The organism is Pseudomonas antarctica (genome assembly GCF_001647715.1).
GTDB lineage: Bacteria > Pseudomonadota > Gammaproteobacteria > Pseudomonadales > Pseudomonadaceae > Aquipseudomonas > Aquipseudomonas antarctica_A.
On record NZ_CP015600.1, the window covers coordinates 302,756 to 325,531 of the forward strand.

Annotated in this window: 18 protein-coding genes; 6 read left to right on the forward strand and 12 right to left on the reverse strand. The window is 60.7% G+C overall.

Annotated elements, in window-relative coordinates:
• Positions 1–44: 44 nt before the first annotated feature.
• The 5 genes from A7J50_RS01180 to A7J50_RS01200 form a co-directional block, all read right to left on the reverse strand.
• Complete coding sequence (locus A7J50_RS01180) at positions 45–830, reverse strand: hypothetical protein (protein WP_064450178.1); 786 nt, start codon at positions 828–830, stop codon at positions 45–47.
• Between the two features lie 372 nt (positions 831–1,202).
• The gene (tcyN, locus tag A7J50_RS01185; protein WP_064450179.1) at positions 1,203–1,949 is read right to left on the reverse strand and encodes an L-cystine ABC transporter ATP-binding protein TcyN; all 747 of its coding nucleotides are present in this window, start codon (positions 1,947–1,949) and stop codon (positions 1,203–1,205) included.
• A 3-nt stretch (positions 1,950–1,952) separates the two neighbouring features.
• On the reverse strand, positions 1,953–2,618 hold the full coding sequence (gene tcyL, locus A7J50_RS01190; protein ID WP_017135731.1) for a cystine ABC transporter permease: 666 nt from the start codon (positions 2,616–2,618) through the stop codon (positions 1,953–1,955).
• Entirely contained in the window at positions 2,618–3,412 is a 795-nt protein-coding gene (gene tcyJ / locus A7J50_RS01195) for a cystine ABC transporter substrate-binding protein (RefSeq protein ID WP_064450180.1), read from the reverse strand. The genes tcyL and tcyJ overlap by 1 nt, the downstream gene beginning before the upstream one ends.
• Positions 3,413–3,692: 280 nt before the next feature.
• Positions 3,693–4,688, reverse strand: a complete 996-nt coding sequence (locus tag A7J50_RS01200; RefSeq protein ID WP_064450181.1) for a D-cysteine desulfhydrase — start codon at positions 4,686–4,688, stop codon at positions 3,693–3,695.
• 247 nt (positions 4,689–4,935) lie between these two features.
• On the opposite strand from A7J50_RS01200, the gene epsC reads away from it, so the two are divergent.
• The 4 genes from epsC to mgrA all read left to right on the forward strand — a co-directional run bounded on the left by epsC (position 4,936) and on the right by mgrA (position 10,970).
• The gene (gene epsC / locus A7J50_RS01205) at positions 4,936–5,862 is read left to right on the forward strand and encodes a serine O-acetyltransferase EpsC (RefSeq protein WP_064450182.1); all 927 of its coding nucleotides are present in this window, start codon (positions 4,936–4,938) and stop codon (positions 5,860–5,862) included.
• Positions 5,863–6,265: 403 nt separating this feature from the next.
• Positions 6,266–8,227, forward strand: coding sequence for a choline transporter BetT (gene betT / locus A7J50_RS01210; protein WP_167353715.1), 1,962 nt, complete (start codon positions 6,266–6,268; stop codon positions 8,225–8,227).
• 267 nt (positions 8,228–8,494) lie between these two features.
• Positions 8,495–9,823, forward strand: a complete 1,329-nt coding sequence (locus tag A7J50_RS01215) for an OprD family outer membrane porin (protein ID WP_082895808.1) — start codon at positions 8,495–8,497, stop codon at positions 9,821–9,823.
• Between the two features lie 109 nt (positions 9,824–9,932).
• Entirely contained in the window at positions 9,933–10,970 is a 1,038-nt protein-coding gene (gene mgrA, locus A7J50_RS01220) for an L-glyceraldehyde 3-phosphate reductase (protein ID WP_064450185.1), read from the forward strand.
• Positions 10,971–12,003: 1,033 nt separating this feature from the next.
• Here the strand turns inward: mgrA and tauD are convergent.
• The 7 genes from tauD to A7J50_RS01255 all read right to left on the reverse strand — a co-directional run bounded on the left by tauD (position 12,004) and on the right by A7J50_RS01255 (position 20,228).
• Entirely contained in the window at positions 12,004–12,840 is an 837-nt protein-coding gene (gene tauD / locus A7J50_RS01225) for a taurine dioxygenase (RefSeq protein WP_064454836.1), read from the reverse strand.
• An 11-nt stretch (positions 12,841–12,851) separates the two neighbouring features.
• A complete protein-coding gene (gene tauC, locus A7J50_RS01230; protein WP_064450186.1) occupies positions 12,852–13,688 on the reverse strand; it encodes a taurine ABC transporter permease TauC in 837 nt (278 codons plus the stop codon).
• Positions 13,685–14,464, reverse strand: coding sequence for a taurine ABC transporter ATP-binding subunit (gene tauB, locus A7J50_RS01235; protein ID WP_064450187.1), 780 nt, complete (start codon positions 14,462–14,464; stop codon positions 13,685–13,687). The genes tauC and tauB overlap by 4 nt, the downstream gene beginning before the upstream one ends.
• Positions 14,465–14,481: 17 nt before the next feature.
• Positions 14,482–15,459 carry a taurine ABC transporter substrate-binding protein gene (gene tauA / locus A7J50_RS01240; RefSeq protein WP_064450188.1) on the reverse strand — a complete coding sequence of 326 codons (978 nt, stop codon included), beginning with the start codon at positions 15,457–15,459 and terminating at the stop codon, positions 14,482–14,484.
• A 263-nt stretch (positions 15,460–15,722) separates the two neighbouring features.
• Positions 15,723–17,306, reverse strand: coding sequence for a glutamate--cysteine ligase (gene gshA, locus A7J50_RS01245; RefSeq protein WP_064450189.1), 1,584 nt, complete (start codon positions 17,304–17,306; stop codon positions 15,723–15,725).
• Positions 17,307–17,520: 214 nt separating this feature from the next.
• The gene (locus A7J50_RS01250; protein WP_064450190.1) at positions 17,521–17,904 is read right to left on the reverse strand and encodes a PaaI family thioesterase; all 384 of its coding nucleotides are present in this window, start codon (positions 17,902–17,904) and stop codon (positions 17,521–17,523) included.
• A complete protein-coding gene (locus A7J50_RS01255; protein WP_064450191.1) occupies positions 17,904–20,228 on the reverse strand; it encodes a Tex family protein in 2,325 nt (774 codons plus the stop codon). The genes A7J50_RS01250 and A7J50_RS01255 overlap by 1 nt, the downstream gene beginning before the upstream one ends.
• A 356-nt stretch (positions 20,229–20,584) precedes the next feature.
• Here A7J50_RS01255 and ompR point away from each other — a divergent pair, with 356 nt between their 5' ends.
• Complete coding sequence (gene ompR, locus A7J50_RS01260) at positions 20,585–21,325, forward strand: two-component system response regulator OmpR (RefSeq protein WP_053255745.1); 741 nt, start codon at positions 20,585–20,587, stop codon at positions 21,323–21,325.
• Between the two features lie 117 nt (positions 21,326–21,442).
• Entirely contained in the window at positions 21,443–22,756 is a 1,314-nt protein-coding gene (locus tag A7J50_RS01265; RefSeq protein ID WP_064450192.1) for an ATP-binding protein, read from the forward strand.
• The last annotated feature ends 20 nt before the right edge of the window (positions 22,757–22,776 follow it).

Here is a 22,776-nt window from a genome sequence, read left to right on the forward strand (position 1 = left end):
ATTTTTTAATAAACTAACTTTTAGGAATATGCATAGAAGGGCTGTCACCCAGGCTCGCAGGGAGAACCGGGCTGGCGCGGTTGATAAGTCGACGCGGCCCTGGCCGGGCGGGTCGGCGCCTGTGGCACGCCGGCGGCGATGTTCAAGGTGCGCATCGGTGCCCAGCGCGAATTATTGCCGACGCGATCGAGAATGCAGTACGTCACGTCCAGGCGGCTGTCGTCGCCCGCGTCGACAATCACCGCCGAAGGCACCCACACCTGTACCGGCAGGCCGACGCCTTCGGCCTGGATTTGCGGCAGGTCGAGGCGCGCGTCACCCCAGCGCAAGGTAATGGCGTCGCCCGTGGCCATGTTCAGGTAAGGCTCGATGGTCAGCGGGATACCTCGTCGTACCTGGCTGCTGTTGACGCCGTGACGTCGGATGGTTTCGGGCAGGCACACGGGGGCGAGGTTCTGGTTTTCGTCGCCCGAGAGCGCGGACGGCAGGCCACCCGGATAGCAGGTCTTCACCCCCACCTGGGTGATGGCCGAGCGTGCCGGGCCGTGGCCGACGTGCAGGACCTGATAGTGAACCCGTGCCGTGCCATCCTGGATAAAACTTTCCGGGACGCGCAGGCGGGTCGATGTGCCGACCTTGCACGCGGTAATCCGACGCGAGTCGGCGAAGCAGTTGTTCCAGAACAGTTCGATCAGGTCGCCTTCCTCCATGCCTGGGAAGGGCGCGATATCTACCTGCAAGTGGGCGGCGGCGAGGGCGTTGATGCCGTGCCGATTAGCCTGGGGCAGGGTCGGGGCGGCGAGCAGAGTCTGGGTTGCGGTGCGCGTCATACGTAATCTCCTTGATGCAGCCAGCAGCAATCGTTCCGGCACCCGTGGCGCGGTTGTGCGCAGGGTGCCGAAAGGAACGATTCAGTGAATAGCCGGGATAGGATCCAATCCTCTGGGCGCTAGATAAGAGGGTTGGCCAGCGGCCGTCAATGGCGGCAAAGGGCTAAACGGCGGGTTGGCGCAGATTCAGAACAAGCTGACGGGGAGGGGGATTTTAAGCAGGGTGTCGCGGGGACTTTTACTGATTGGAATGAGGATTTTATGTAGGAACACTGTCATGTGGGAACTGGCTTGCCTGCGATGCAGGCACCCTGGTTTATCCGTCACACCGCGGTGATGCTGTCGCAGGCAAGCCAGCCCCCACACGGACTGTCAGTGGGCTAAAAATTTGCTCAGGAACTGCTTGGTCCGTTCTTCCTTGGGGTTGGCAAACAATGCCTTGGCTTCGCCCTGTTCCACGATCACGCCTTTGTCGAAGAAGATCACCCGGTTGGCCACATCCCGGGCGAAGCTCATTTCGTGGGTGACAATGACCATGGTGCGGTTTTCTTCGGCCAGGCTGCGGATGGTCGCCAGCACTTCGCCGACCAGCTCCGGGTCGAGGGCCGAGGTGGGTTCGTCAAACAGAATCACCTCCGGCTCCATGGCCAATGCACGGGCAATCGCTACGCGCTGTTGCTGGCCCCCGGACAAGCGTCGCGGGTACGCATCTTCCTTGCCCGCCAGGCCGACCCTGGCCAGCAGCTTGCGGCCCAATGCGATCGCCGCATCGCGCGGCATCTTCTTGACCACGATCGGGCCTTCGATGACGTTTTCCAGCGCGGTGCGGTGGGGGAACAGGTTGAAGTTCTGGAACACAAAACCCACGTGCTGGCGCAAACGCCGCACCAGGCCTTGTTGCTGGTTAAGCGGTTTGCTGCTGTCTATCTCGATGTCACCCACCTTGATGCGACCACTGGTGGGTTCTTCGAGGAAATTCAGGCAGCGCAGGAAGGTGGTTTTACCGGAACCGCTGGGGCCAATGATGGCGACGACTTCGCCTTCCTTGACCTCAAGGTCGATCCCGTTGAGCACCACCTGACCCTTGAATTGTTTGGTCAGTTTTTCAACCACGATCATGCTTCAAGACTCCAGGTCATGCCGGTTGACCCGGTCTTCCAGGCGATTTTGAAAATGCGCCAGGATGCTTGCCAGGATCCAGTAGATCAGGGCGGCGGAGAGGTACATGGTGAAGATTTCGAAGGTGCGCGCAGACACCAACTGAGCCTGGCGGAACAGCTCGGGCACCTGGATGGTGGCGGCCAGCGCCGTATCCTTGACCAGCGAAATAAAGCTGTTGCCCAGCGGCGGCAAGGCCGTGCGCATGGCCTGCGGCAGGATGGCCCGGCGCAGGGTCTGCGCGCGGGTCATGCCGATACTGGCAGCCGCTTCCCACTGGCCGCGCTCGATGGAGCTGATCGCGGCGCGCAGGATTTCACAGGCATAGGCGGCCATGTTCAGCGAAAAGCCGATCATGGCGGCCGGGATCGGATCCAGCTCGATGCCCACTTGCGGTAAGCCGTAGTAGATCAGGAACAGCTGCACCAGCAAGGGCGTGCCGCGAAAGAACGACACGTAGACACGGGCAGTCCAGCTCAATAGCTTGAAGCGCGACAAGCGCATCAAGGCCAGGCCGAAGCCCAGCAGCAAGCCGAAAAACATTCCGCCGAGGCTAAGAATCACCGTGTAATACGCGCCCTTGAGCAGAAAGGGCGCGGAGTCCAGCGCGAGTTGGAAACCTGCTTCCATTATTGAGTGACGTCAGCGTTGAAGTATTTCTCGGACAGCTTCTTCAAGGTGCCGTCGGCGCGCAGCTTGTCGAGAGCCTTGTTCACGGCGTCGAGCAGTTCAGGCTCGCCTTTGCGCAGGGCAATACCGGCTTCCTGACGGGAGAAGGCATCGCCAGCAGCGGCAGTGTCCGGGGCTTTTTTGGCGTATTCCAGGGCTGCCAGGCGGTCGATCAGGATGGCGTCGATGCGGCCGATGCGCAGGTCCTGGAACTTGGTTGGGTCATCGTTGTAAGTCTTGATGATGGCTTTGGGTTGGTTGTCCTTGAGCCATTGCTCGTAGTTGGTGCCCAGGCCTACACCGACTTTCTTGCCGGCCAGGTCGTCGGCGGTTTTGATGGTGTCGACGTTTTTCTTCAGCACCAGCGCCTGGATACCGGAAACGGTGTAGGGCTTGGAGAAGTCATACTTTTTCTTGCGCTCTTCGGAGATGGTCACCTGGTTGACCACGGCGTCCAGGCGCTTGGATTCCAGGGCGGCGAGGATGCCGTCCCACGGCGTGGCTTGCAGCTTGACCTTGACGCCCAGCTCCTTGGCCAGCGCTTCGGACAGCTCGACTTCGAAACCGCTGAGCTTGCCGCTTTCATCGACAAAGCTGAAGGGCGGGTAGGTGCCTTCCAGGCCGATCTTGATCTCGCCCGCCTTCTTGATGGTGTCCAGTTGCTCGCCGGCAACTGCCTGGCCCAACCAACCGGCCCCAAGAGTCAGGCCCAATGTGCCAACCAGCAATGTGCGACGCAATACAGAAATAGTCATGAAGAGCCCCTGTGTTTTTATGTTGAGCGAAGCAGGTGACGCGGTAGTCGTATCCTGCCTTAAAGCGCGAAGCGCGTCTTCGCCTTCGGCGCGACTATAAAGCGAGTTTTTAAGACTTGAAAATAATATAAATATAATTTGTTATTCGATTGAGGAATATATCGTTGGTCTAATGTGGGAGCGGGCTTGCCCGCGATAGCGCAGTGTCAGTTTGCAAATATGTTCACTGATACACCGCTATCGCGGGCAAGCCCGCTCCCACCTTTCGATCTGTATTCGTTCAGTTAAACGCTGCGCCATAGGCAAACAACGCCGGCGCCCCACCGGTATGCAGGAAAATAATCGGACCGTCCTCAAACCGCTGACGCCCGATACCATCGAGCAAGCCGGCCATGGCCTTGCCCGTGTAGACCGGGTCCAGCAGCAGGCCTTCCTGGCTGGCCAATAGCTTGACCGCGGCCAGGGTGCCGGCGTTCGGTTCGCCGTAGCGCGGGCCGAAATATTCGTCCCACAGAATGACTTTGAATGCTTCGGGGATTTCCATGCCGAGCAACTCGGCGGTGCGTTCGGCCAGGCCTTGTACTTTCGGGCGCTGGGCTTCATCGGTGCGTGACACGGTGACGCCGATGACCGGCAAATTCGGCAGCACTTCACTCAATGCCAGCGCCAGGCCGCTGTGGGTACCCGCGCTGCCCGAGGCCAGCACCACGGCGGAGAATTCAATCCCGCTGTCTTCGATCTGCCCGGCCAGCTCCAGCCCGGCGCGCACATAACCCAAGGCACCCAGGGCATTGGAGCCGCCGATCGGCACCAGGTACGGCTTCTTGCCGTTGCTGCGCAGGCGGTCGGCGAGGGCGTTGAGCTGGTCGTCGACGTTGTCGAGGTTCTCGACCAATTCGACGTTGGCGTCGAACAGCTCCAGCAGCAGGCGGTTGCCGTTGCCCAGGTAATTGGGGTCTTCGGTGCCGGTGGGGTTTTCCAGCAGTGCAACGCAACCCAGGCCGAGCTTGGCGGCCAGCGCGGCGGTTTGGCGTACATGGTTGGACTGAATGGCACCGGCGGTCACCAGTGTGTCGGCACCCTGCGCGAGGGCATCGGCCGCCAGGTATTCAAGTTTGCGCAGCTTGTTGCCGCCCATGGCCAGCGGCGTGGTGTCATCGCGTTTGACGTAGATATCCCTGCCCAGCCAGGCCGACAGCCGCTCGAGTTTTTCCAGGGCAGTGGCGCCGCCCAGCAGTTCCAGGCGGTTAAAACGGTCGAGCTGTTGTTTGATCATGGCTACGCACAGTGGCTAAGTGATGGGGCGACTATAGGCAGGCACTTTTCAACGGGCAACCCGCCAATCGCTTATAAGCTTTGGTTATTTGCTCGGCATGATTGGTTCTTAAGGCTGCTTCCTTGGCATGAAGTAAAGTAGGCGAAAATTTCAGCTACCAGCTCCAAGTGATAAGCCTCAAGTAAAAGCCAAGCCGCATTTACTTGCCGCGTGTAGCTTGCAGCTTCCCACTACCAAAGGTCCTACCGTGAGTGAGCGTTCCAGTCATTGGCAATTGCAGACCATCGTCGGCCAGCTGCGCAGCGCCCGGGACCAGTGGCGCACGCGCAATGGCCGCTTGAGTGGCGAGCATGGCGGCCGCGAGTTGCCGTCGCGCGAGGCGGTGGCGCAGATTCTCGAAGCCCTGTGTGGTGCGTTATTTCCAATGCGCCTGGGGCCGGTGGACCTGCGTGAAGAAAGCGAAGATTTTTACGTCGGCCATACCCTCGACGTCGCCTTGAATGCCTTGCTCGGCCAGGCGCGCCTGGAGCTGCGTTATGCCGCCCGCCAAGGCGGCCAAGACGATGGCGAAGTCGACGCAGTGGCCATCCGCCTGATCCAGGATTTCGCCCTGGCCTTGCCGTCCCTGCGCAGCCTGTTGGACACCGACGTGCTGGCCGCCTATCACGGCGACCCGGCCGCGCGCAGTGTGGATGAAGTGCTGCTGTGCTATCCGGGGATTCTGGCGGTGATTCACCATCGCCTGGCGCACCATTTGTATCGCGCCGGCTTGCCGTTGTTGGCGCGGATCAGCGCGGAGATTGCTCACTCGGCGACCGGCATCGACATTCACCCGGGCGCACAGATTGGCCCGAGTTTCTTTATCGACCACGGCACAGGCGTGGTGATTGGCGAAACCGCGATCATCGGCGAGCGCGTGCGTATCTACCAGGCCGTGACGTTGGGCGCCAAACGCTTCCCGGCGGATGAGGATGGGCAATTGCAGAAGGGCCATCCACGCCATCCGATTGTTGAGGACGATGTGGTGATCTATGCCGGGGCGACGATCCTGGGGCGCATCACCATCGGCAAGGGCTCGACGATTGGCGGCAATGTGTGGCTGACCCGCAGCGTGCCGGCCGGGGCGAACATTACGCAGGCGAATCTGCAGCATGAGGATGGGGCGCAGAAGTAGCGACTGAGCCAGGGCCAGTCACTGAACCCTTGTGGGCTGGCTTGCCTGCGATGGCGGTATGTCTGACCACCGCTATTGCAGGCAAGCCAGCTCCCACAGTGGACTGCATTCCAGCTTTGGGTAGATTTTCACTCAATGATCGCTGAACGTTTTGCCATCACCAGCCGTCATACCAATCCTTGAGCTAGTGTAGGAACTATCTACCGCTCAGCCTTGCGATTAGTCCAAAACCGCCTATCCATGTTTAACTTGAATGTTCGTTCAAGTTAAACCCGGTGGTTCGCTGCCCGCTCACAACAGGAGGCTTACCTTTGCTGAGTCCGTTATTTACAGCCACATCCCACACCTTCGGGGTGCATCGTTCATGAGTGCATCGTCCACCCCACCCAGCGGCCTGGTGCGCATGAATGCGCCCGTTTTCTACTTTGCCGCAAGCTTCATCCTGCTGTTCGGCATCACTGTCATCGCTATCCCGCAACAGGCCGGTGCCTGGCTGCTGGCGGCGCAAAACTGGGCGGCCAATACGGTCGGCTGGTACTACATGCTGGCGATGACCCTGTATCTGGTCTTCGTGGTGGTCACCGCGCTATCAGGCTACGGCAAGATAAAACTCGGTGCCGACCACGACGAGCCCGAATTCAGTTACCTGTCCTGGGCCGGCATGCTGTTTGCCGCCGGGATCAGCATCACGCTGTTTTTCTTTTGCGTCTCGGAGCCGCTGACGCACTTGGTGCAACCGCCCCAGGGCGCACCGATGAACGCCGACGCCGCCCGCCAGGCCATGCAGATCCTGTTTCTGCACTGGGGCCTGCATGGTTGGGGCGTGTTCGCCTTTGTCGGCATGGCCCTGGCGTATTTCGCCTACCGGCATAACCTGCCGCTGGCGCTACGCTCGGCGCTGTACCCGCTGATCGGCAAGCGTATCAATGGCCCCATCGGTTACGCGGTGGATGGCTTCGGCATCATCGCCACGGTGTTCGGCCTGGGTGCCGACATGGGCTTTGGTGTGCTGCACCTCAACTCAGGGCTCGACTACCTGTTCGGCGTTGCCCACACCCAGTGGATTCAGGTCGGCCTGATCACCCTGATGATGGGCGCGGCGATCCTCGTGGCCGTGGCCGGTGTCGACAAGGGTGTGCGGGTGATGTCCGACATCAACATGCTGCTGGCCTGTGCGCTGCTGCTGTTTGTGTTGTTCGCCGGGCCCACCCAGCACTTGCTCAACACGCTGATCCAGAACATCGGTGACTACCTCGGCGCGTTGCCGACCAAGAGCTTCGATGTGTACGCCTACGACAAACCCAGTGACTGGCTGGGCGGTTGGACGGTGTTCTACTGGGCCTGGTGGATTGCATGGTCGCCATTCGTGGGCCTGTTTATCGCGCGCATTTCCCGCGGCCGTACCATCCGCGAATTCGTGTTTGGCGTACTGCTGATTCCGCTGGGCTTTACCCTGGCGTGGATGTCGATCTTCGGCAACAGCGCCATCGACCAGGTACTCAACCACGGGTTGACCGCCCTCGGCCAGTCGGCCATCGACGACCCGTCGATGAGCCTCTACTTGCTGCTGGAAACCTATCCGTGGAGCAAGACCGTGATCGCCGTCACGGTGTTTATCAGCTTCGTGTTCTTCGTCACCTCGGCCGACTCCGGCACCGTGGTGCTGTCGACCCTGTCGTCCAAAGGCGGCAACGCCGATGAAGACGGGCCGAAGTGGCTGCGTGTGTTCTGGGGCGCAATGACCGCGCTGGTCACCAGTGCCTTGCTGTTTGCCGGCAGTATCGACTCGCTGAAATCCGCAGTGGTACTGACCTCGTTGCCGTTCTCGCTGATCCTGCTGTTGATGATGTGGGGGCTGCACAAGGCTTTCCATCTCGAATCGCAGAAGCAGATTGCTCAGTTGCATTCGTTGGCACCCGTATCGGCCTCACGCAAGGGCCGAGGCGGCTGGCGCCAGCGTTTGAGCCAGGCCGTGCACTTCCCTTCGCGGGATGAGGTGTACCGCTTCCTTGAATCAACGGTGCGCCCGGCGATCGAGGAAGTGACGGCGGTATTTGTCGAGAAAGGCTTGAACGTGGTCACTCAGCCTGACCCGTCCAATGACAGTGTCAGCCTGGAAATCGGCCATGGCGAGGAGCACCCGTTCGTCTACCAGGTGCAGATGCGCGGCTACTTCACGCCGTCGTTTGCCCGGGGTGGCATGGGGTCGAAAGAGATCAACAACCGTCGCTATTACCGGGCGGAAGTGCACCTGAGTGAGGGCAGCCAGGACTACGATCTGGTGGGCTACACCAAGGAGCAGATCATCAACGACATCCTCGACCAGTACGAGCGACACCTGCAGTTTTTGCACCTGGTGCGCTAGTCCCCTGTGGGGGCGGGCTTGTCCGCGATCGCATCAGCTCGGTGTTTGAGATACACCGAGTTGCCTGCCTCGCGGGCAAGCCCGCTCCCGCAAAAAAGCCCGCAAAGCCCCGTCCCACGGGGCTTTCTTAAATTTAATTTCATTGGTGAACACCGCGTTTTGACGCGGAACTGTCATCTGGCCACTGCGTAATTGTGTGAAGCGTTTGACGCTTTCATTTCAGAACAGTGACGGAGACCGGTAACAATGAAGACGTTAATAAGCCCTATGGTGGGTGCCGCCATGGCGAGCTTTATGCTGTCCGCCCATGCCGATTTTATCGACGACAGCCACGCCGATGTGACCTTGCTCAACCGCTACCTCAACCAGCAGGGGCGTGATGTGGTGAACAGCAGCGCCAAGGCCCACAGCGTGCGCGATTGGGGCCAGGGTTTCGAGTTCAACTTCAAGTCCGGCTACACCGAAGGCCCGGTAGGTTTTGGCCTGGACCTGCAAGCGTTCTACGGTTTGAAACTGGATTCCGGTGGCGACCTGAATGACAAGGACCACCAGGGCCGCTACCCCGGCAGCATGTTCCCGCTGGATGACGGCAAGTCGGCCGACCAGTTCGGCGTGCTGAGCCCAACATTCAAAATGCGCTTCGCCAAAGATGAACTGCGCCTCGGCACGCTCTACGGCAACAACCCGGTATTGGCCAACACCGACGGCCGCCTTTACCAGCAGACCAACACCGGTGTGCAACTGGTCTCCAAGGACCTCAGCGACTTCACCTTCACCGGCGGCGATATCTTCAAGACCAAGATCCGCAACGAAACCGGCGACCAGGGGATGATTACCGCAGGTGGCACCAAAGAGAGCGATCGCTTCTTGTTCGGTGGTGCCGATTACACCGGTATACAGAACACCACCGTCAGCCTGTGGTACTCCAACCTTGAGGATTACTACCAGCAGTTCTTCCTCGGCGCCAAGCGTCATGACGCCTTGTCCGTGGGCGCGATCGACACCGACGTGCGCGTGTTCCGCAGCCTGGGTGTGGGGGCTAATGCCGATGGCGATAAAGACTTTGCCGGTGCTGGCCTCTACGGTGATGGCACCAGCAAAGGCCGCATCAACCAAACCACCGCCAGCTTGCTTGAGAGTTACAGCCTGGACGGCCACACCGTCGGCCTCGGTATCCAGAAAAACAGCGGCGACAGCGACTTCCCTTACCTCGACGCCGGCCTGAACAGCGGTGACGCACGCCAAGGCCCGGGTTCAGGTGCCGACACCCCGGCGCTGACCAACATGCAGTTGAACAAATTCCAGCACGCCGGCGAACGCACCTGGCTGGCTCAGTACAAATATGACTTCGGCAAGCTCGGCCTCACCGGCCTGACCTTCTCCGCCGCCTACGCCCATGGCGATGACATCCGCACGGCCCAGGGCGATACCAGCGAATGGGAACGCAACATTGCCGTGGCTTACCAAGTACCGACCGGCACCCTCAAAGGCCTGGGCGTGACCTGGAAAAACGCGCATGCGAGTCCGGACATTACCGGTGCTACCGTGCAAGATGAAAACCGCTTCTATGTCAGCTATGTCGTTCCACTCTGGTAGGAAATTGCTGTAAAACGGAAGGGCAGACTTAAGCGATTCAGCTGCTTAAAAGGCCTGGGAATATCGTTATTCCCGGGCCTTATTTGTCCCAAGTTCAAGAGAGGATTCGATGACTTACATTGCTGCCGAAAACCGCTATGAATCTATTCCGTATCGCCGCGTAGGCCGCAGTGGATTGGTGCTGCCTGCACTGTCCCTGGGGCTGTGGCACAACTTTGGCGACAGCACCCCGATCGACACCCAGCGCGCCTTGCTGCGCACCGCGTTCGACCTGGGTATCAACCACTTCGACCTGGCCAACAACTACGGCCCGCCTTATGGCAGCGCCGAGATCAACTTCGGCCGTTTGCTGCGCGAAGACTTCAAGCATTACCGCGACGAACTGATCATCTCCAGCAAAGCTGGTTGGGACATGTGGCCCGGCCCCTACGGCCAGGGCGGCGGCTCGCGCAAATACGTGCTGGCGAGCCTGGATCAGAGCCTGCAGCGCCTGGGCGTTGACTACGTGGATATTTTTTACTCGCACCGTTTCGACGCCGACACCCCGCTGGAAGAAACCGCCAGCGCCCTGGCCACGGCCGTGCAACAAGGCAAGGCGTTGTACATCGGTATCTCGTCTTATTCCGGCGTGAAAACCCGCGAAATCGCGGCGCTGCTCAAGGAGTGGAAAGTACCGTTGCTGATCCACCAGCCGGCGTACAACCTGCTCAACCGCTGGGTGGAAAAAGACCTGCTGGACACCACCGAAGAACTTGGCGCCGGAGTGATCGCGTTCACGCCGCTGGCCCAGGGTTTGCTGACCGACAAGTACCTCAACGGCGTACCGGCGGATGCGCGGGTCAATCGCCCGGGTGGCGGCTCGTTGCAGGCCAAGCACTTGTCCGAAGCCAACATCGCCCACGTGCGCGCGTTGAATGAAATCGCCAAGCGCCGTGGCCAGAGCCTGGCGCAATTGGCATTGGCCTGGACCCTGCGTGACCCACGGGTGACCAGTGCGCTGATCGGTGCGAGCCGGCCAGAGCAAATCATCGAGAACGTCGGGGCGTTGAAGAACTTGAGCTTCAGTGCCGAAGAACTGGCGGAGATTGATCGGTTTGCGCTGGAAGGTGGGATTAACCTTTGGGAGAAGCCATCCACCGCTGAATAAACTGGCATAACCCGGTCACTGTGGGAGCGGCAAAGCCTGGCTTCCACAGTGACCTGAATTGCCAAATTTATTCGCCACGCTGTATATCAAATGTGGGAGCGGGCTTGCTCGCGAATGCGGCGTATCAGTCAGTACATAGGTGACTGGCCCACCGCTTTCGCGAGCAAGCCCGCTCCCACATTTTTTGGTCTTCAGCGTGGCAAATTCACACGCTACGACTCAGTTCCTGTGGGAGCCGGGCTTGCCCGCGATGGCGGTGTGTCAGTCGATGAATGTATTGGCTGACCCGGCGCTATCGCAGGCAAGCCCGTTCCCACATTTTTGATCTTCTGTGTGGCGAAGTCAGCCGGTGTGCGCTGTTCCTGTGGGAGCCGGGCTTGCCCGCGATGGCGGTGTGTCAGTCGATGAGTGTATTGGCTGACCCGGCGCTATCGCAGGCAAGCCAGCTCCCACATTTTTGATCTTCTGTGTGGCGAAGTCAGCCGGCGTGCGCGGTTCCTGTGGGAGCCGGGCTTGCCCGCGATGGCGGTGTGTCAGTCGATGAGTGTATCGGCTGACCCGGCGCTATCGCAGGCAAGCCAGCTCCCACATTTTTGCTCTTCTGTGTGGCGAAATCATCCGGCGTGCGCGGTTCCTGTGGGAGCCGGGCTTGCCCGCGATGGCGGTGTGTCAGTCGATGAGTGTATCGGCTGACCCGGCGCTATCGCAGGCAAGCCAGCTCCCACATTTTTGATCTTCTGTGTGGCGAAGTCAGCCGGTGTGCGCTGTTCCTGTGGGAGCCGGGCTTGCCCGCGATGGCGGTGTGTCAGTCGATGAGTGTGTTGGCTGACCCGGCGCTATCGCAGGTAAACCAGCTCCCACATTTTTGATCTTCTGTGGGGCGAAATCATCCGGTGTGCGCGGTTCCTGTGGGAGCCGGGCTTGCCCGCGATGGCGGTGTGTCAGTCGATGAATGTGTTGGCTGACCCGACGCTATCGCAGGCAAGCCAGCCCACACATTTTGATCTTCAGTGATGCTGATGGCGTGCTTGGCTTAGAACGGCACATCGCCCAGAATCGTCGCCCGATGCATCACCCGCCGCTGCGGCCGGTAGTCATCCACCGCGTAATGCTGGGTCACGCGGTTATCCCAGAAGGCCACGTCATTCTCCTGCCAGCGCCACCGAATGGTGAATTCCGGCCGTGTTGCGCGGGCGAACAGCAGTTTCAAAATCGCCTCGCTTTCCGCCGGTTCCAGCTCGTTGATCCGGGTGGTAAATCCATCACTGACAAACAGCGACTTACGCCCGCTCACCGGGTGTGTACGCACCACCGGGTGCGACAGCGGCGGGTTCTTCTTGCGGGTTTCTTCCCAGCGCGCCAAGTCTTCAGCCGTATTGCCAAAGCGTTCCAGCGGGAAGGATTTAGTGAAATCGTGAGTCGCCGTCAGGCCATCGAGCAGGCGCTTGAGCGGTGCCGACAACGCCTCGTACGCCGCAATGCCACTGGCCCACAACGTGTCGCCGCCAAACGCCGGCAGCAGCTTGGCGCTGAGCACCGCACCGAGGGCAGGGGTGGGCAGGAAGGTCACGTCGGTATGCCACACGGCGTTATCACGCACATCGGTCACCGCGGTGTCGAGGATCAGCACTTCGGGCTGTTCCGGCACGTTGGGGTAGATCGGGTGAATATGCAGGTCACCAAAATTGGCCGCGAAGCGTGCCTGTTGCTGCGGCGTGATGGCTTGGTCGCGGAAGAACAGCACCGAGTGGGTAAGCAACGCCTGTTCGATGGCGTTGCGCTGTTCAATATTCAGCGGCTGGGTGATATCGACGCCACTGATCTGGGCGCCCAGGGCGGTGCTTAATGGGGTAACGGTCAGGCTGCTCATGCTGTTCTCACTCAGTGTGCCTGGCCATGCCAAGGCACCCATTTGCGTTGCAGGGCACGCAGGCCCATTTCCATGGCGAAGGCGATCAAGGCGATCACCAGAATCCCCAGCACCACCACGTCAGTGACCAGAAACTGTGCCGCCGACTGCACCATAAAGCCCAGGCCGCTGGTGGCGGCGATCAGCTCGGCGGCGACCAGCGTCGACCAGCCCACACCCAGGCCGATGCGCACACCGGTGAGGATGTCGGGCAGGGCGCTCGGCAGGATCACATGGCGAATCAACTGGGCACGGGTCGCGCCCAACGACTGCGCGGCACGCAGCTTGGCCGGGTCGACCGTGCGCACGCCGGTCGCGGTGGCGATGGCGATGGGCGCGAAGATCGCCAGGTAAATCAGCAGCACCTTGGACAGTTCGCCGATGCCGCACCAGATCACAATCAACGGCAAGTAGGCCAACGGCGGAATCGGCCGGTAGAACTCGATCAACGGGTCGAGAATGCCGCGGGCAATTCGGTTGGAGCCGATGGCAATGCCGACCGGCACGGCGGTCAGCACCGCAAAGCCCAGGCCCAGGCCGATACGGCTCAAGCTCGCGCCCAGGTGCTGCCACAATGTGGAGTCCATGTAGCCCGTGGTCGCCAGCAGCCAGCCTTTTTGCAGCACGGCAGACGGTGGTGGCAGGAACAAGGGTTCGATCAAACCGGTAGCGGTCACGGCCCACCAGATCGCCAGCAAGGTGACCAGCGTCAGCACGCTGATCCAACGCGTGCTCAGGCTGCGGCGTACCGGGATAACCGCGTGAGCCACGGGCTTCGCGGCCGTGGCGGGGAGTTCGTAGCTGCTCATGCGGACACCTGCCGTTGGGAGAACACTTTGCCCAGCACGTGCTCACGGGTTTCGATAAAGCGCGGGTCGGACTTGATCGCCCGGGCCGATTCACCGGCGGCGTAGCGTTGGCCGAAGTCCAGGTGCAGGCGTTCGACGATCTGGCCCGGGTTGGGCGCCAACAGGATCAAATCGGTGGCGAGAAAGACCGCTTCTTCGATGTCGTGAGTAATCAGGAATACCGGTTTGGCCGTGCGCCGCCAGACTTGCAGCAGCAACTCCTGCATCTGTTCGCGCGTGAAGGCATCCAGCGCGCCGAAGGGTTCATCCATCAGCAACACGCGAGGGTCGGCCGCCAGGGCGCGGGCCAGGCCCACACGCTGCTTCTGGCCGCCGGAGAGTTGCCAGATGCGGCGGCTGTCGAAACCGGCGAGGTCGACCAGGGCGAGCATTTCCCGGGCGCGCACTTCACGTTGCGCCTTGGGTACGCCGGCCAGTTCGAGACCGAAGCCAACGTTGGCCAGCACGTCCTGCCACGGCAGCAGGGCGTCGTCCTGGAACACCACGCCACGTTCGGCACTGGGGCCTTTGACTGGCACGCCATCGAGGGTGATGCGCCCGGCAGAAGGTTCGACGAAACCGGCAATCAGGTTCAATAGCGAGGTCTTGCCACTACCGGACGGCCCGAGAGCCACCAGCAATTGCTGAGGCCCAAGGTCGAGTGAGATGTCAGACAGTACCGGTTCTGTGGCGCCTGGGTACTGTGCGCTGATGCGCTCCAGTTGTAGCAAGGCCATCGCAATGAACTCCCGAATCAGTGAGTGATGAACTTGGCGCTGATGTAAGGCGCGTAGTCCGGCAGCACGGCGTCGACCTTGCCTTGTTCCTTGAGGAACGCGGCGGTATCGGTCACCGCTTTGGTGGTCGGTGCGCCCAGCAGCGTCACCTGGTCAGCGGCCAGCGGGTAAACGTTGCCTTGCAGCAGCAGCGGGATATCGCTGGCCTTGGCGCCGGAGAGCTTCACCAGTTTGTCGACGTTGCCTGTGTCGGCGAGCCAGGCTTGTGGGTCTTTGCGATACGCGGCGTAGGCATCCAACGTGACTTTGGCGAAGGCGCTGACGATTTCCGGGTGTTTCTCGGCGAAGTCTTTACGCACGATCCACGCATCGAAGGTCGGCGCGCCGAACTTGGCCAATTCGCCGGAGGTGATCAGCACCTTGCCGTTTTCCTTGGCCACGCCCAGGGCGGGGTCCCAAACGTAGGTCGCGTCGATATCACCGCGCTTCCAGGCGGCGATGATCGCCGGTGGCGCGAGGTTGAGGATCGTGACTTTCGACGGGTCGATGTTCCAGTGCTTCAGCGCGGCCAACAGGCTGTAGTGGCCGGTGGATACGAACGGCACGGCGATTTTTTTGCCGACCAGGTCCTGCGGGCTGTTGATCCCCGAACCATTGCGCGCCACCAGGGCTTCGGCGCCGCCGATCTGGGTGGCCACGAGGAAGGTTTCCACCGGTACTTTGCGGGTGACGGCAGCGGTCAGCGGGCTGGAACCGAGGTAGCCGATCTGCACGTCGCCGGAGGCGATGGCGGCGATGATGTCGGCGCCATTGTCGAATTTGCGCCAGTCGATCTTGGCATGGGTGGCTTTTTCATACGCGCCGTCGGCCTGGGCAACTTTGGCCGGGTCCACGGTGGTCTGGTAAGCGATGGTCACATCCGCCGCCTGTGCAAACAGGCTGGCACCGGCCAGGGACAACGCCGCCAGGAGGCGGAGAGGGAAATGCAGTTTCAAGGGGAAGCTCCTCAATCAGGCGGCCGAGGGTCGGCGAGTGAGGAGACTAAATGATCTAAGAATCCGAAAATAAATAACATTTTCGAATTAGCTTATGAGGAGAAAGGTGAAAGACGCTCTTCAGTCAAAAGCGGGCAAATGCGGGAGGGGGCTTGCTCCCGATGGCGGTAGGCCAGTCAATGATAGATGACTGATAATCCGCTATCGGGAGCAAGCCCCCTCCCACATAAAGCCCATTCCCATGAGGGATTGAGCTCGGCTTTTTAGTTGCTGATCGCCAGGATGCTCGCCTGGTACGACCCGACAAACACATCAAAGTCGCCCACTTCGTTCTGCTCCAGTTCCGCCTGTTGCGCCAGCGACGTGCGCGCCAGTTCCTCAAAACGTGCCTGCTCTGCAGCCGGCAACGGCTCTTTACGGAAGTACGCGGCATGCACCTCGCTTTGGTGCAGGGAGAACTGCGCAAAACTCTCTTTGCGCTCGGCCATCGCCGCCAGCACCTGGGCCGATGGCGTCAGAGAAGGGTCTTTGACCTTCGCCAACTGAGCGTCCAGTGCCTGGCTGTGTTCCTGGATACCGTGGCTTTCGTCAAGCAACGCGGCCAACGGCGCAATCTGCTCCAGCAGCTCCGTGGCCCATTCCTTCATGTCCACGGGCTGGCCCTGACGCTGCAACTGCAGGCCTGGGCGGCGACCTTCCTTGACCACACTGAGGAAGTTGGAGGTGGCATTGCCGCACTCGTTGTTGGCGAACAGCGGGCTGTCGTTCAACGCGCAGTACAGCAGGAACGCGTCGAGGAAGCGCGATTCCGGCAGGTCGATACCCATCGGCAGGAACGGGTTGATGTCCAGGCAACGCACTTCGATGTACTGAATGCCACGGGCCATCAGCGCCTGGATCGGCCGTTCGCCAGTGTAGGTCACGCGCTTGGGGCGAATGTTGGAGTAGTACTCGTTTTCGATCTGCAGGATGTTGGTGTTGAGCTGAACCCACTCACCGTCCTTATGGGTGCCGACTTCGACGTAAGGTGCGTAGGGCGTTGCCACCGCTTCACGCAGGCTGTCGGTGTAGCTGCTCAGATCGTTGTAGCACGGCGTCAGGCCCGCCTGGGCGTTGCTCTGGTAACCCAGGTCGCTCATGCGCAGGCTGGTGGCGTAGGGCAGGTACAGCGTGTCGGCGTCCAACGCCTCCAGCTGGTGCGAGCGACCGCGCAGGAAGCCGGCGTCCAGTGCCGGTGAGGCACCAAACAGGTACATCAACAGCCAGCTGTAGCGACGGAAGTTACGGATCAGCGCGATATACGCGGTGGACTGGTAGTCGCGGTCGGTGCCGACGAAACCTTCAGTCTCCTTGAGCAACGGCCACAACTGTTCCGGCAGGGAAAAGTTGTAGTGAATGCCGGCGATGCACTGCATGGTCTTGCCGTAACGCAGGGCCAGGCCCTTGCGGTACACGTACTTGAGTTGTCCGATATTCGAGGTGCCGTAGTAGGCAATCGGAATATCTTCCTCGGCCGGCAACGGGCACGGCATCGAAGGGCTCCACAGGTACTCGTTGCCGAGTTTGCTGTAGGCAAAACGATGGATCTTGTCCAGGCTGCTCAGGGTATCGGCCGGGTTGGGCAGGGCGGGAGTGATGAACTCCAGCAGCGATTCCGAGTAGTCGGTGGTGATCAATTCGTTGGTCAACGCAGCGCCCAGGGCTTCAGGGTGCGGCGTTTGTGCCAGGCGACCCTCATCCGTGACGCGCAGGCATTCGCGCTCGATGCCGTGCAAGCACTGCTCTAGCAGGGAGAGGTGTTCGCGCTTGCCGAGCAAGGCCAGGCGGCGGTTGAGAAGTTCGCTCAAGTTGGATTCCTTCACGCGTCAGTCGCCCCAATATGGGGGTGGGCAGGACGGTCTACAAGGGTGAAGTTAAAACTGGCGTTATCGCCTGGTTTTGAGTCGATTTGACCCGCTTTGAAAAAGCCTACTTCACTCCATGAATTGGGCTATAGCGCAGCAAGAAAATTCCGACGCTGTTGTCGCAGCGCCGAAATTAACTCAAATCGAGGGCGGGGAGCTAGAGGACAGCGAAGGTGCCTTGTGCTTTTGCGACCAGTTTGTCCTCCTGGTACACGTCCGCCTCGACCACCAACGTGCGTCGACCGGCGTGAATTACCCGGCTGGTGCACAGCACGTCGCCGTCAGACACGGCGCGGATGTAGTTGATTTTGCACTCGATGGTTGCACTCTGCTGGTCGAAACCATGGGAACTGGAGCAGGCCAGCCCCATGGTGATATCGACCAAACTGAAAATCGCCCCGCCATGGAGCTTGCCCGCGCGGTTGCGCAGGTGCGGCTCCAGGGTCAGGGCCACCTCGGCAACGCCTTCTTCAAGGCGTTGCAGGCGGCAGCCGATCAGCTCGCTGAAGGCGCTCTGGGTCAAACCGGCTGGAATTTCCATCAACGTTTCTTCAACTGCTTGGCATTGGCGAACAGTGACGCCATGGCGTTGTTGCTCGGCGCGGCCGTGGCGGTTTCCTTGCGCGGCGCGTTGTTCTGCGACGGGCGCGGCGCCGAGCCTGGGCGTACACCACGGGCGCCGTCGATTTTCTCGCCGGGGGTGTCGCTCATGCGCATCGACAGGCCGACGCGTTTGCGCGGGATATCGACTTCCATGACCTTGACCTTCACCACGTCACCGGCTTTCACCGCTTCGCGAGGGTCCTTGATGAACTTCTCCGAAAGCGCAGAGATATGCACCAAACCGTCCTGATGAACGCCGATGTCCACAAAGGCACCGAAGTTGGTCACGTTGGTCACCACACCTTCGAGGATCATGCCCAGTTGCAAGTCCTTGAGGTCTTCGACGCCGTCCTGGAACTCGGCCGTCTTGAACCCGGGACGCGGGTCGCGGCCTGGTTTTTCCAGCTCTTGCAGAATGTCGGTGATGGTCGGCACGCCGAAGGTTTCGTCGGTGTACTTCTTCGGGTCCAGGCGCTTGAGGAACGCGGCGTCGCCGATCAGCGAGCGGATGTCGCGGTCGGTCTCGGCGGCAATGCGCTGCACCAGCGGGTAGGCTTCCGGGTGAACTGCGGAGGCATCCAGCGGGTTATCGCCGTTCATCACGCGTAGGAAGCCAGCGGCCTGTTCAAAGGTTTTTTCACCCAGGCGTGCGACTTTTTTCAGTGCCGCACGGGTTTTGAACGCGCCATTCTCGTCGCGGTGGGTGACGATGTTCTGCGCCAGGGTGGTGTTGAGGCCGGAGATGCGCGCCAGCAGCGCCACGGAGGCAGTGTTCACGTCCACGCCCACGGCGTTTACGCAGTCTTCCACCACCGCATCCAGGCCGCGTGCCAGTTTCAGCTGCGACACGTCGTGCTGGTATTGGCCGACACCAATGGATTTAGGGTCGATTTTCACCAACTCGGCCAGCGGGTCTTGCAGGCGGCGAGCAATGGAAACCGCGCCACGGATCGATACGTCGAGGTCCGGGAATTCCTTGGAGGCCAGCTCCGAGGCCGAGTACACCGAAGCGCCGGCCTCGGAGACCATGACTTTGGTCATCTTCATGGCTGGGTATTTTTTGATCAGTTCGGCGGCCAGCTTGTCGGTTTCACGGCTGGCGGTGCCGTTGCCGATGGCGATCAGGTCCACGGCGTGCTTGGCGCACAGCGCGGCCAGGATCGCCAGGGTCTGGTCCCACTTGTTGTGCGGCACATGCGGGTACACGGTGGCGTGGTCCAGCAGCTTGCCCGTGGCGTCGACCACGGCAACCTTGCAACCGGTGCGCAGGCCCGGGTCGAGGCCCAGTGTGGCGCGCGGGCCGGCTGGCGCGGCCAGCAACAGGTCATGCAGGTTGTGGGCGAAGACGTTGATCGCCTCGTTTTCGGCGCCGTCGCGCAGCTCGCCGAGCAGGTCGGTTTCCAGGTGGGTGTAGAGCTTGACCTTCCAGGTCCAGCGCACGACTTCACCGAGCCACTTGTCCGCAGGACGGTTCTGATTCTGGATGCCGAATTGTTGACCGATCATGCCTTCGCACGGGTGCATGGTGCCCGGCAGCTCGTCGCCGACTTTCAGCGCGGAGCTGAGAATGCCTTCGTTGCGACCACGGAAAATGGCGAGTGCACGGTGGGACGGCATACTTTTCAGCGGTTCATCGTGTTCGAAGTAATCGCGGAACTTGGCGCCTTCTTCCTCTTTGCCGGCGATGACGCGGGCGCTGAGGATGGCTTCCTGCTTGAGGTAGGAGCGCAGTTTTTCCAGCAGGCTGGCGTTTTCGGCGAAACGCTCCATGAGGATATATTTGGCGCCTTCGAGGGCAGCCTTGACGTCGGCGACACCTTTTTCGGCGTCGATAAAGCGTGCGGCTTCGGTTTCCGGGGTCAGCGACGGGTCGTTGAACAGGCCGTCAGCCAGGTCGCCCAGGCCGGCTTCCAGGGCGATCTGGCCCTTGGTGCGGCGTTTCTGTTTGTACGGCAGGTAAAGGTCTTCGAGGCGAGTCTTGGTGTCGGCGAGCTTGATGTCGCGTTCCAATTGCGGCGTCAACTTGCCTTGCTCCTCGATGCTGGCGAGGATGCTGATGCGCCGTTCGTCGAGTTCTCGCAGGTAACGCAGGCGCTCTTCCAGGTGACGCAATTGGATGTCGTCGAGGCTGCCGGTCACTTCTTTACGGTAGCGGGCGATGAAAGGCACCGTGGAGCCTTCATCCAGTAGAGCGACGGCCGCTTCGACCTGTTGTGGGCGTACACCGAGTTCCTCGGCAATGCGGCTGTTGATGCTGTCCATAAAACCACCTGAAATTCTGAAAGCAGCTCGCAGGCCCGGAAAACAAGGCGTTGCGAGGCTGGTTGAGCGGCCCTACCGGCGCCGCTGCCTGGGTCGATAGGCTGCCTATTGACCCGCGAAATCGGGAAATTGCTGCCCGCCGCTGAAAAAACTGCTGAGGCAGTAAACAGTAAAGTCTGACAGTGCCCTGCACGAAGGCGCCGCATTATAACCAGCGTTCTGCCCTTGGGGGGTACTGCGCCAGTGGTTGTAGGACGCGGGTTCGCTGGCGGTGGAGGAAAAATCTGCTAACAATGCACACGGTGCGTATAACGGCAGCTACGCCATAATGCGCGCCGAGATAAGAGGAGCATCTAATGAGCAGCACTGCACAAACTGCTGAAGGCGAAAAAATTCTCATCGTTGACGACGATCCGGGGCTGAGCAGCCTGCTGGAGCGCTTTTTCAACTCCAAGGGCTACCGTGCACGCGCGGTGCCGAATACCGAGCAGATGGACCGCCTGCTGGGGCGCGAAGTATTCAATCTGGTCGTGCTCGACCTGATGTTGCCCGGCGAAGACGGCCTCACCGCCTGCAAACGCCTGCGCGGCGCGAACAACCAGATTCCAATCATCATGCTTACCGCCAAGGGCGATGAGCTGAGCCGCATCAAGGGCCTTGAACTGGGTGCTGATGACTACCTGGCCAAGCCGTTCAACCCTGATGAGTTGATGGCCCGGGTCAAAGCCGTACTCCGTCGCCAGGCAGCTCCGGTTCCGGGTGCGCCGGGCAGCGAAGACGAAAGCGTCACTTTTGGCGACTACGAACTGTCGCTGGCGACCCGTGAGCTCAAGCGTGGCGAAGAAGTGCACATGCTCACCACCGGCGAATTCGCTGTGCTCAAGGCCCTGGTGATGAATGCTCGCCAGCCGCTGACGCGCGACAAGCTGATGAACCTGGCCCGTGGCCGGGAATGGGACGCCCTGGAGCGCTCCATCGACGTGCAGATCTCCCGTCTGCGCCGAATGATCGAGCCGGACCCGTCCAAGCCGCGGTACATCCAGACGGTGTGGGGCGTGGGTTATGTGTTTGTGCCGGATGGCACTGCAACCAAGTGACCGATGATTTGCAGGGGCGGGCATCCTGGCGATTGACTCCATGAGGGTCGACGGGATGCCCGGCGTCTGCAATTCTGCGAGCGCCGCTCGTTCTTGCAAGGTGTCTAGCTGTCTCCTATGAAAACCCCGCTGTGGTTCCCGCAAAGTTTCTTTTCCCGCACCCTTTGGCTGGTGCTGATCGTCGTTCTGTTTTCCAAGGCGCTGACGCTGGTTTATCTGTTGATGAACGAAGACGTGCTGGTCGATCGACAATACAGCCACGGTGTTGCCCTGACACTGCGCGCCTATTGGGCTGCCGACCCCGAGAACCGCGAGAAGATCGCCAAGGCTGCCACCCTGGTTCGCGTCGCCGGAGCAGGTGTGCCGGAAGGCGAGCAGCATTGGCCTTACAGTGAGATTTACCAACGCCAGATGCAGGCCGAACTGGGTGAAGACACCGAGGTGCGGCTGCGTATGCATGTGTCACCCGCGTTATGGGTGCGTGCGCCAAGCCTGGGGCAGGATTGGCTGAAAGTGCCGCTTTACCCGCATCCGCTGCGAGGGCAGAAGATCTGGAACGTGCTGGGCTGGTTCCTGGCGATCGGCTTGCTTTCAACGGCGTCCGCGTGGATTTTTGTGCGCCAGCTCAACCAACCCCTCAAACGCCTGGTATTTGCCGCCCGCCAACTGGGACAAGGGCGTAGCGTGCGCCTGCCGATCAGCGACACGCCCAGTGAGATGACCGAGGTGTACGGCGCCTTCAACCAGATGGCGGAAGATGTCGAACAGGCCGGTCGCGAACGCGAGCTGATGCTGGCGGGAGTGTCCCATGACCTGCGCACACCGCTGACGCGCTTGCGCCTGTCCCTGGAGTTGATGGGCAATCATTCCGACCTGACCGATGACATGGTGCGCGATATCGAGGACATGGACGCGATTCTTGACCAGTTCCTCGCGTTTATCCGTGATGGCCGTGATGAGGTGGTCGAAGAGGTCGACCTGACGGAACTGGTGCGTGAAGTGGTGGCGCCCTACAACCAGAACGGCGAGCAGGTGCGCATGCGCCTGGAGCCGATCCAGCCGTTTGCGTTGCGTCGCATATCCATGAAGCGTCTGCTGAACAACTTGATCGGCAACGCCTTGCATCACGCAGGTTCGGATGTCGAAGTGGCCGCGTATGTGTCCGGCGACAGCACCGCGCCTTATGTGGTGTTGAGTGTGATGGACCGAGGTACGGGTATCGACCCCGCGGAACTGGAAGGTATTTTCAACCCGTTCACCCGTGGCGACCGTGCCCGGGGTGGTAAAGGTACGGGGTTGGGGTTGGCGATTGTGCGTCGGATTGCTTCGATGCATGGCGGCAATGTTGAGTTGCGCAACCGGGAAGAGGGTGGCCTGGAGGCGCGGGTGCGGTTGCCGCTTGGCCTGATGCTGCCAAGAGACGCGGTCTGACAAACAACTCAAATCAAATG

Coding starts and splice junctions, on each gene's coding strand:
- A7J50_RS01180 (WP_064450178.1), bottom strand. CDS start 830: ATGACGCGCACCGCAACCCAGACTCTGCTCGCCGCCCCGACCCTGCCC.
- tcyN (WP_064450179.1), bottom strand. CDS start 1,949: ATGATCGTGGTTGAAAAACTGACCAAACAATTCAAGGGTCAGGTGGTG.
- tcyL (WP_017135731.1), bottom strand. CDS start 2,618: ATGGAAGCAGGTTTCCAACTCGCGCTGGACTCCGCGCCCTTTCTGCTC.
- tcyJ (WP_064450180.1), bottom strand. CDS start 3,412: ATGACTATTTCTGTATTGCGTCGCACATTGCTGGTTGGCACATTGGGC.
- A7J50_RS01200 (WP_064450181.1), bottom strand. CDS start 4,688: ATGATCAAACAACAGCTCGACCGTTTTAACCGCCTGGAACTGCTGGGC.
- betT (WP_167353715.1), top strand. CDS start 6,266: ATGAATGCGCCCGTTTTCTACTTTGCCGCAAGCTTCATCCTGCTGTTC.
- A7J50_RS01215 (WP_082895808.1), top strand. CDS start 8,495: ATGGTGGGTGCCGCCATGGCGAGCTTTATGCTGTCCGCCCATGCCGAT.
- mgrA (WP_064450185.1), top strand. CDS start 9,933: ATGACTTACATTGCTGCCGAAAACCGCTATGAATCTATTCCGTATCGC.
- tauD (WP_064454836.1), bottom strand. CDS start 12,840: ATGAGCAGCCTGACCGTTACCCCATTAAGCACCGCCCTGGGCGCCCAG.
- tauC (WP_064450186.1), bottom strand. CDS start 13,688: ATGAGCAGCTACGAACTCCCCGCCACGGCCGCGAAGCCCGTGGCTCAC.
- tauB (WP_064450187.1), bottom strand. CDS start 14,464: ATGGCCTTGCTACAACTGGAGCGCATCAGCGCACAGTACCCAGGCGCC.
- A7J50_RS01250 (WP_064450190.1), bottom strand. CDS start 17,904: ATGGAAATTCCAGCCGGTTTGACCCAGAGCGCCTTCAGCGAGCTGATC.
- A7J50_RS01255 (WP_064450191.1), bottom strand. CDS start 20,228: ATGGACAGCATCAACAGCCGCATTGCCGAGGAACTCGGTGTACGCCCA.
- ompR (WP_053255745.1), top strand. CDS start 20,585: ATGAGCAGCACTGCACAAACTGCTGAAGGCGAAAAAATTCTCATCGTT.
- A7J50_RS01265 (WP_064450192.1), top strand. CDS start 21,443: ATGAAAACCCCGCTGTGGTTCCCGCAAAGTTTCTTTTCCCGCACCCTT.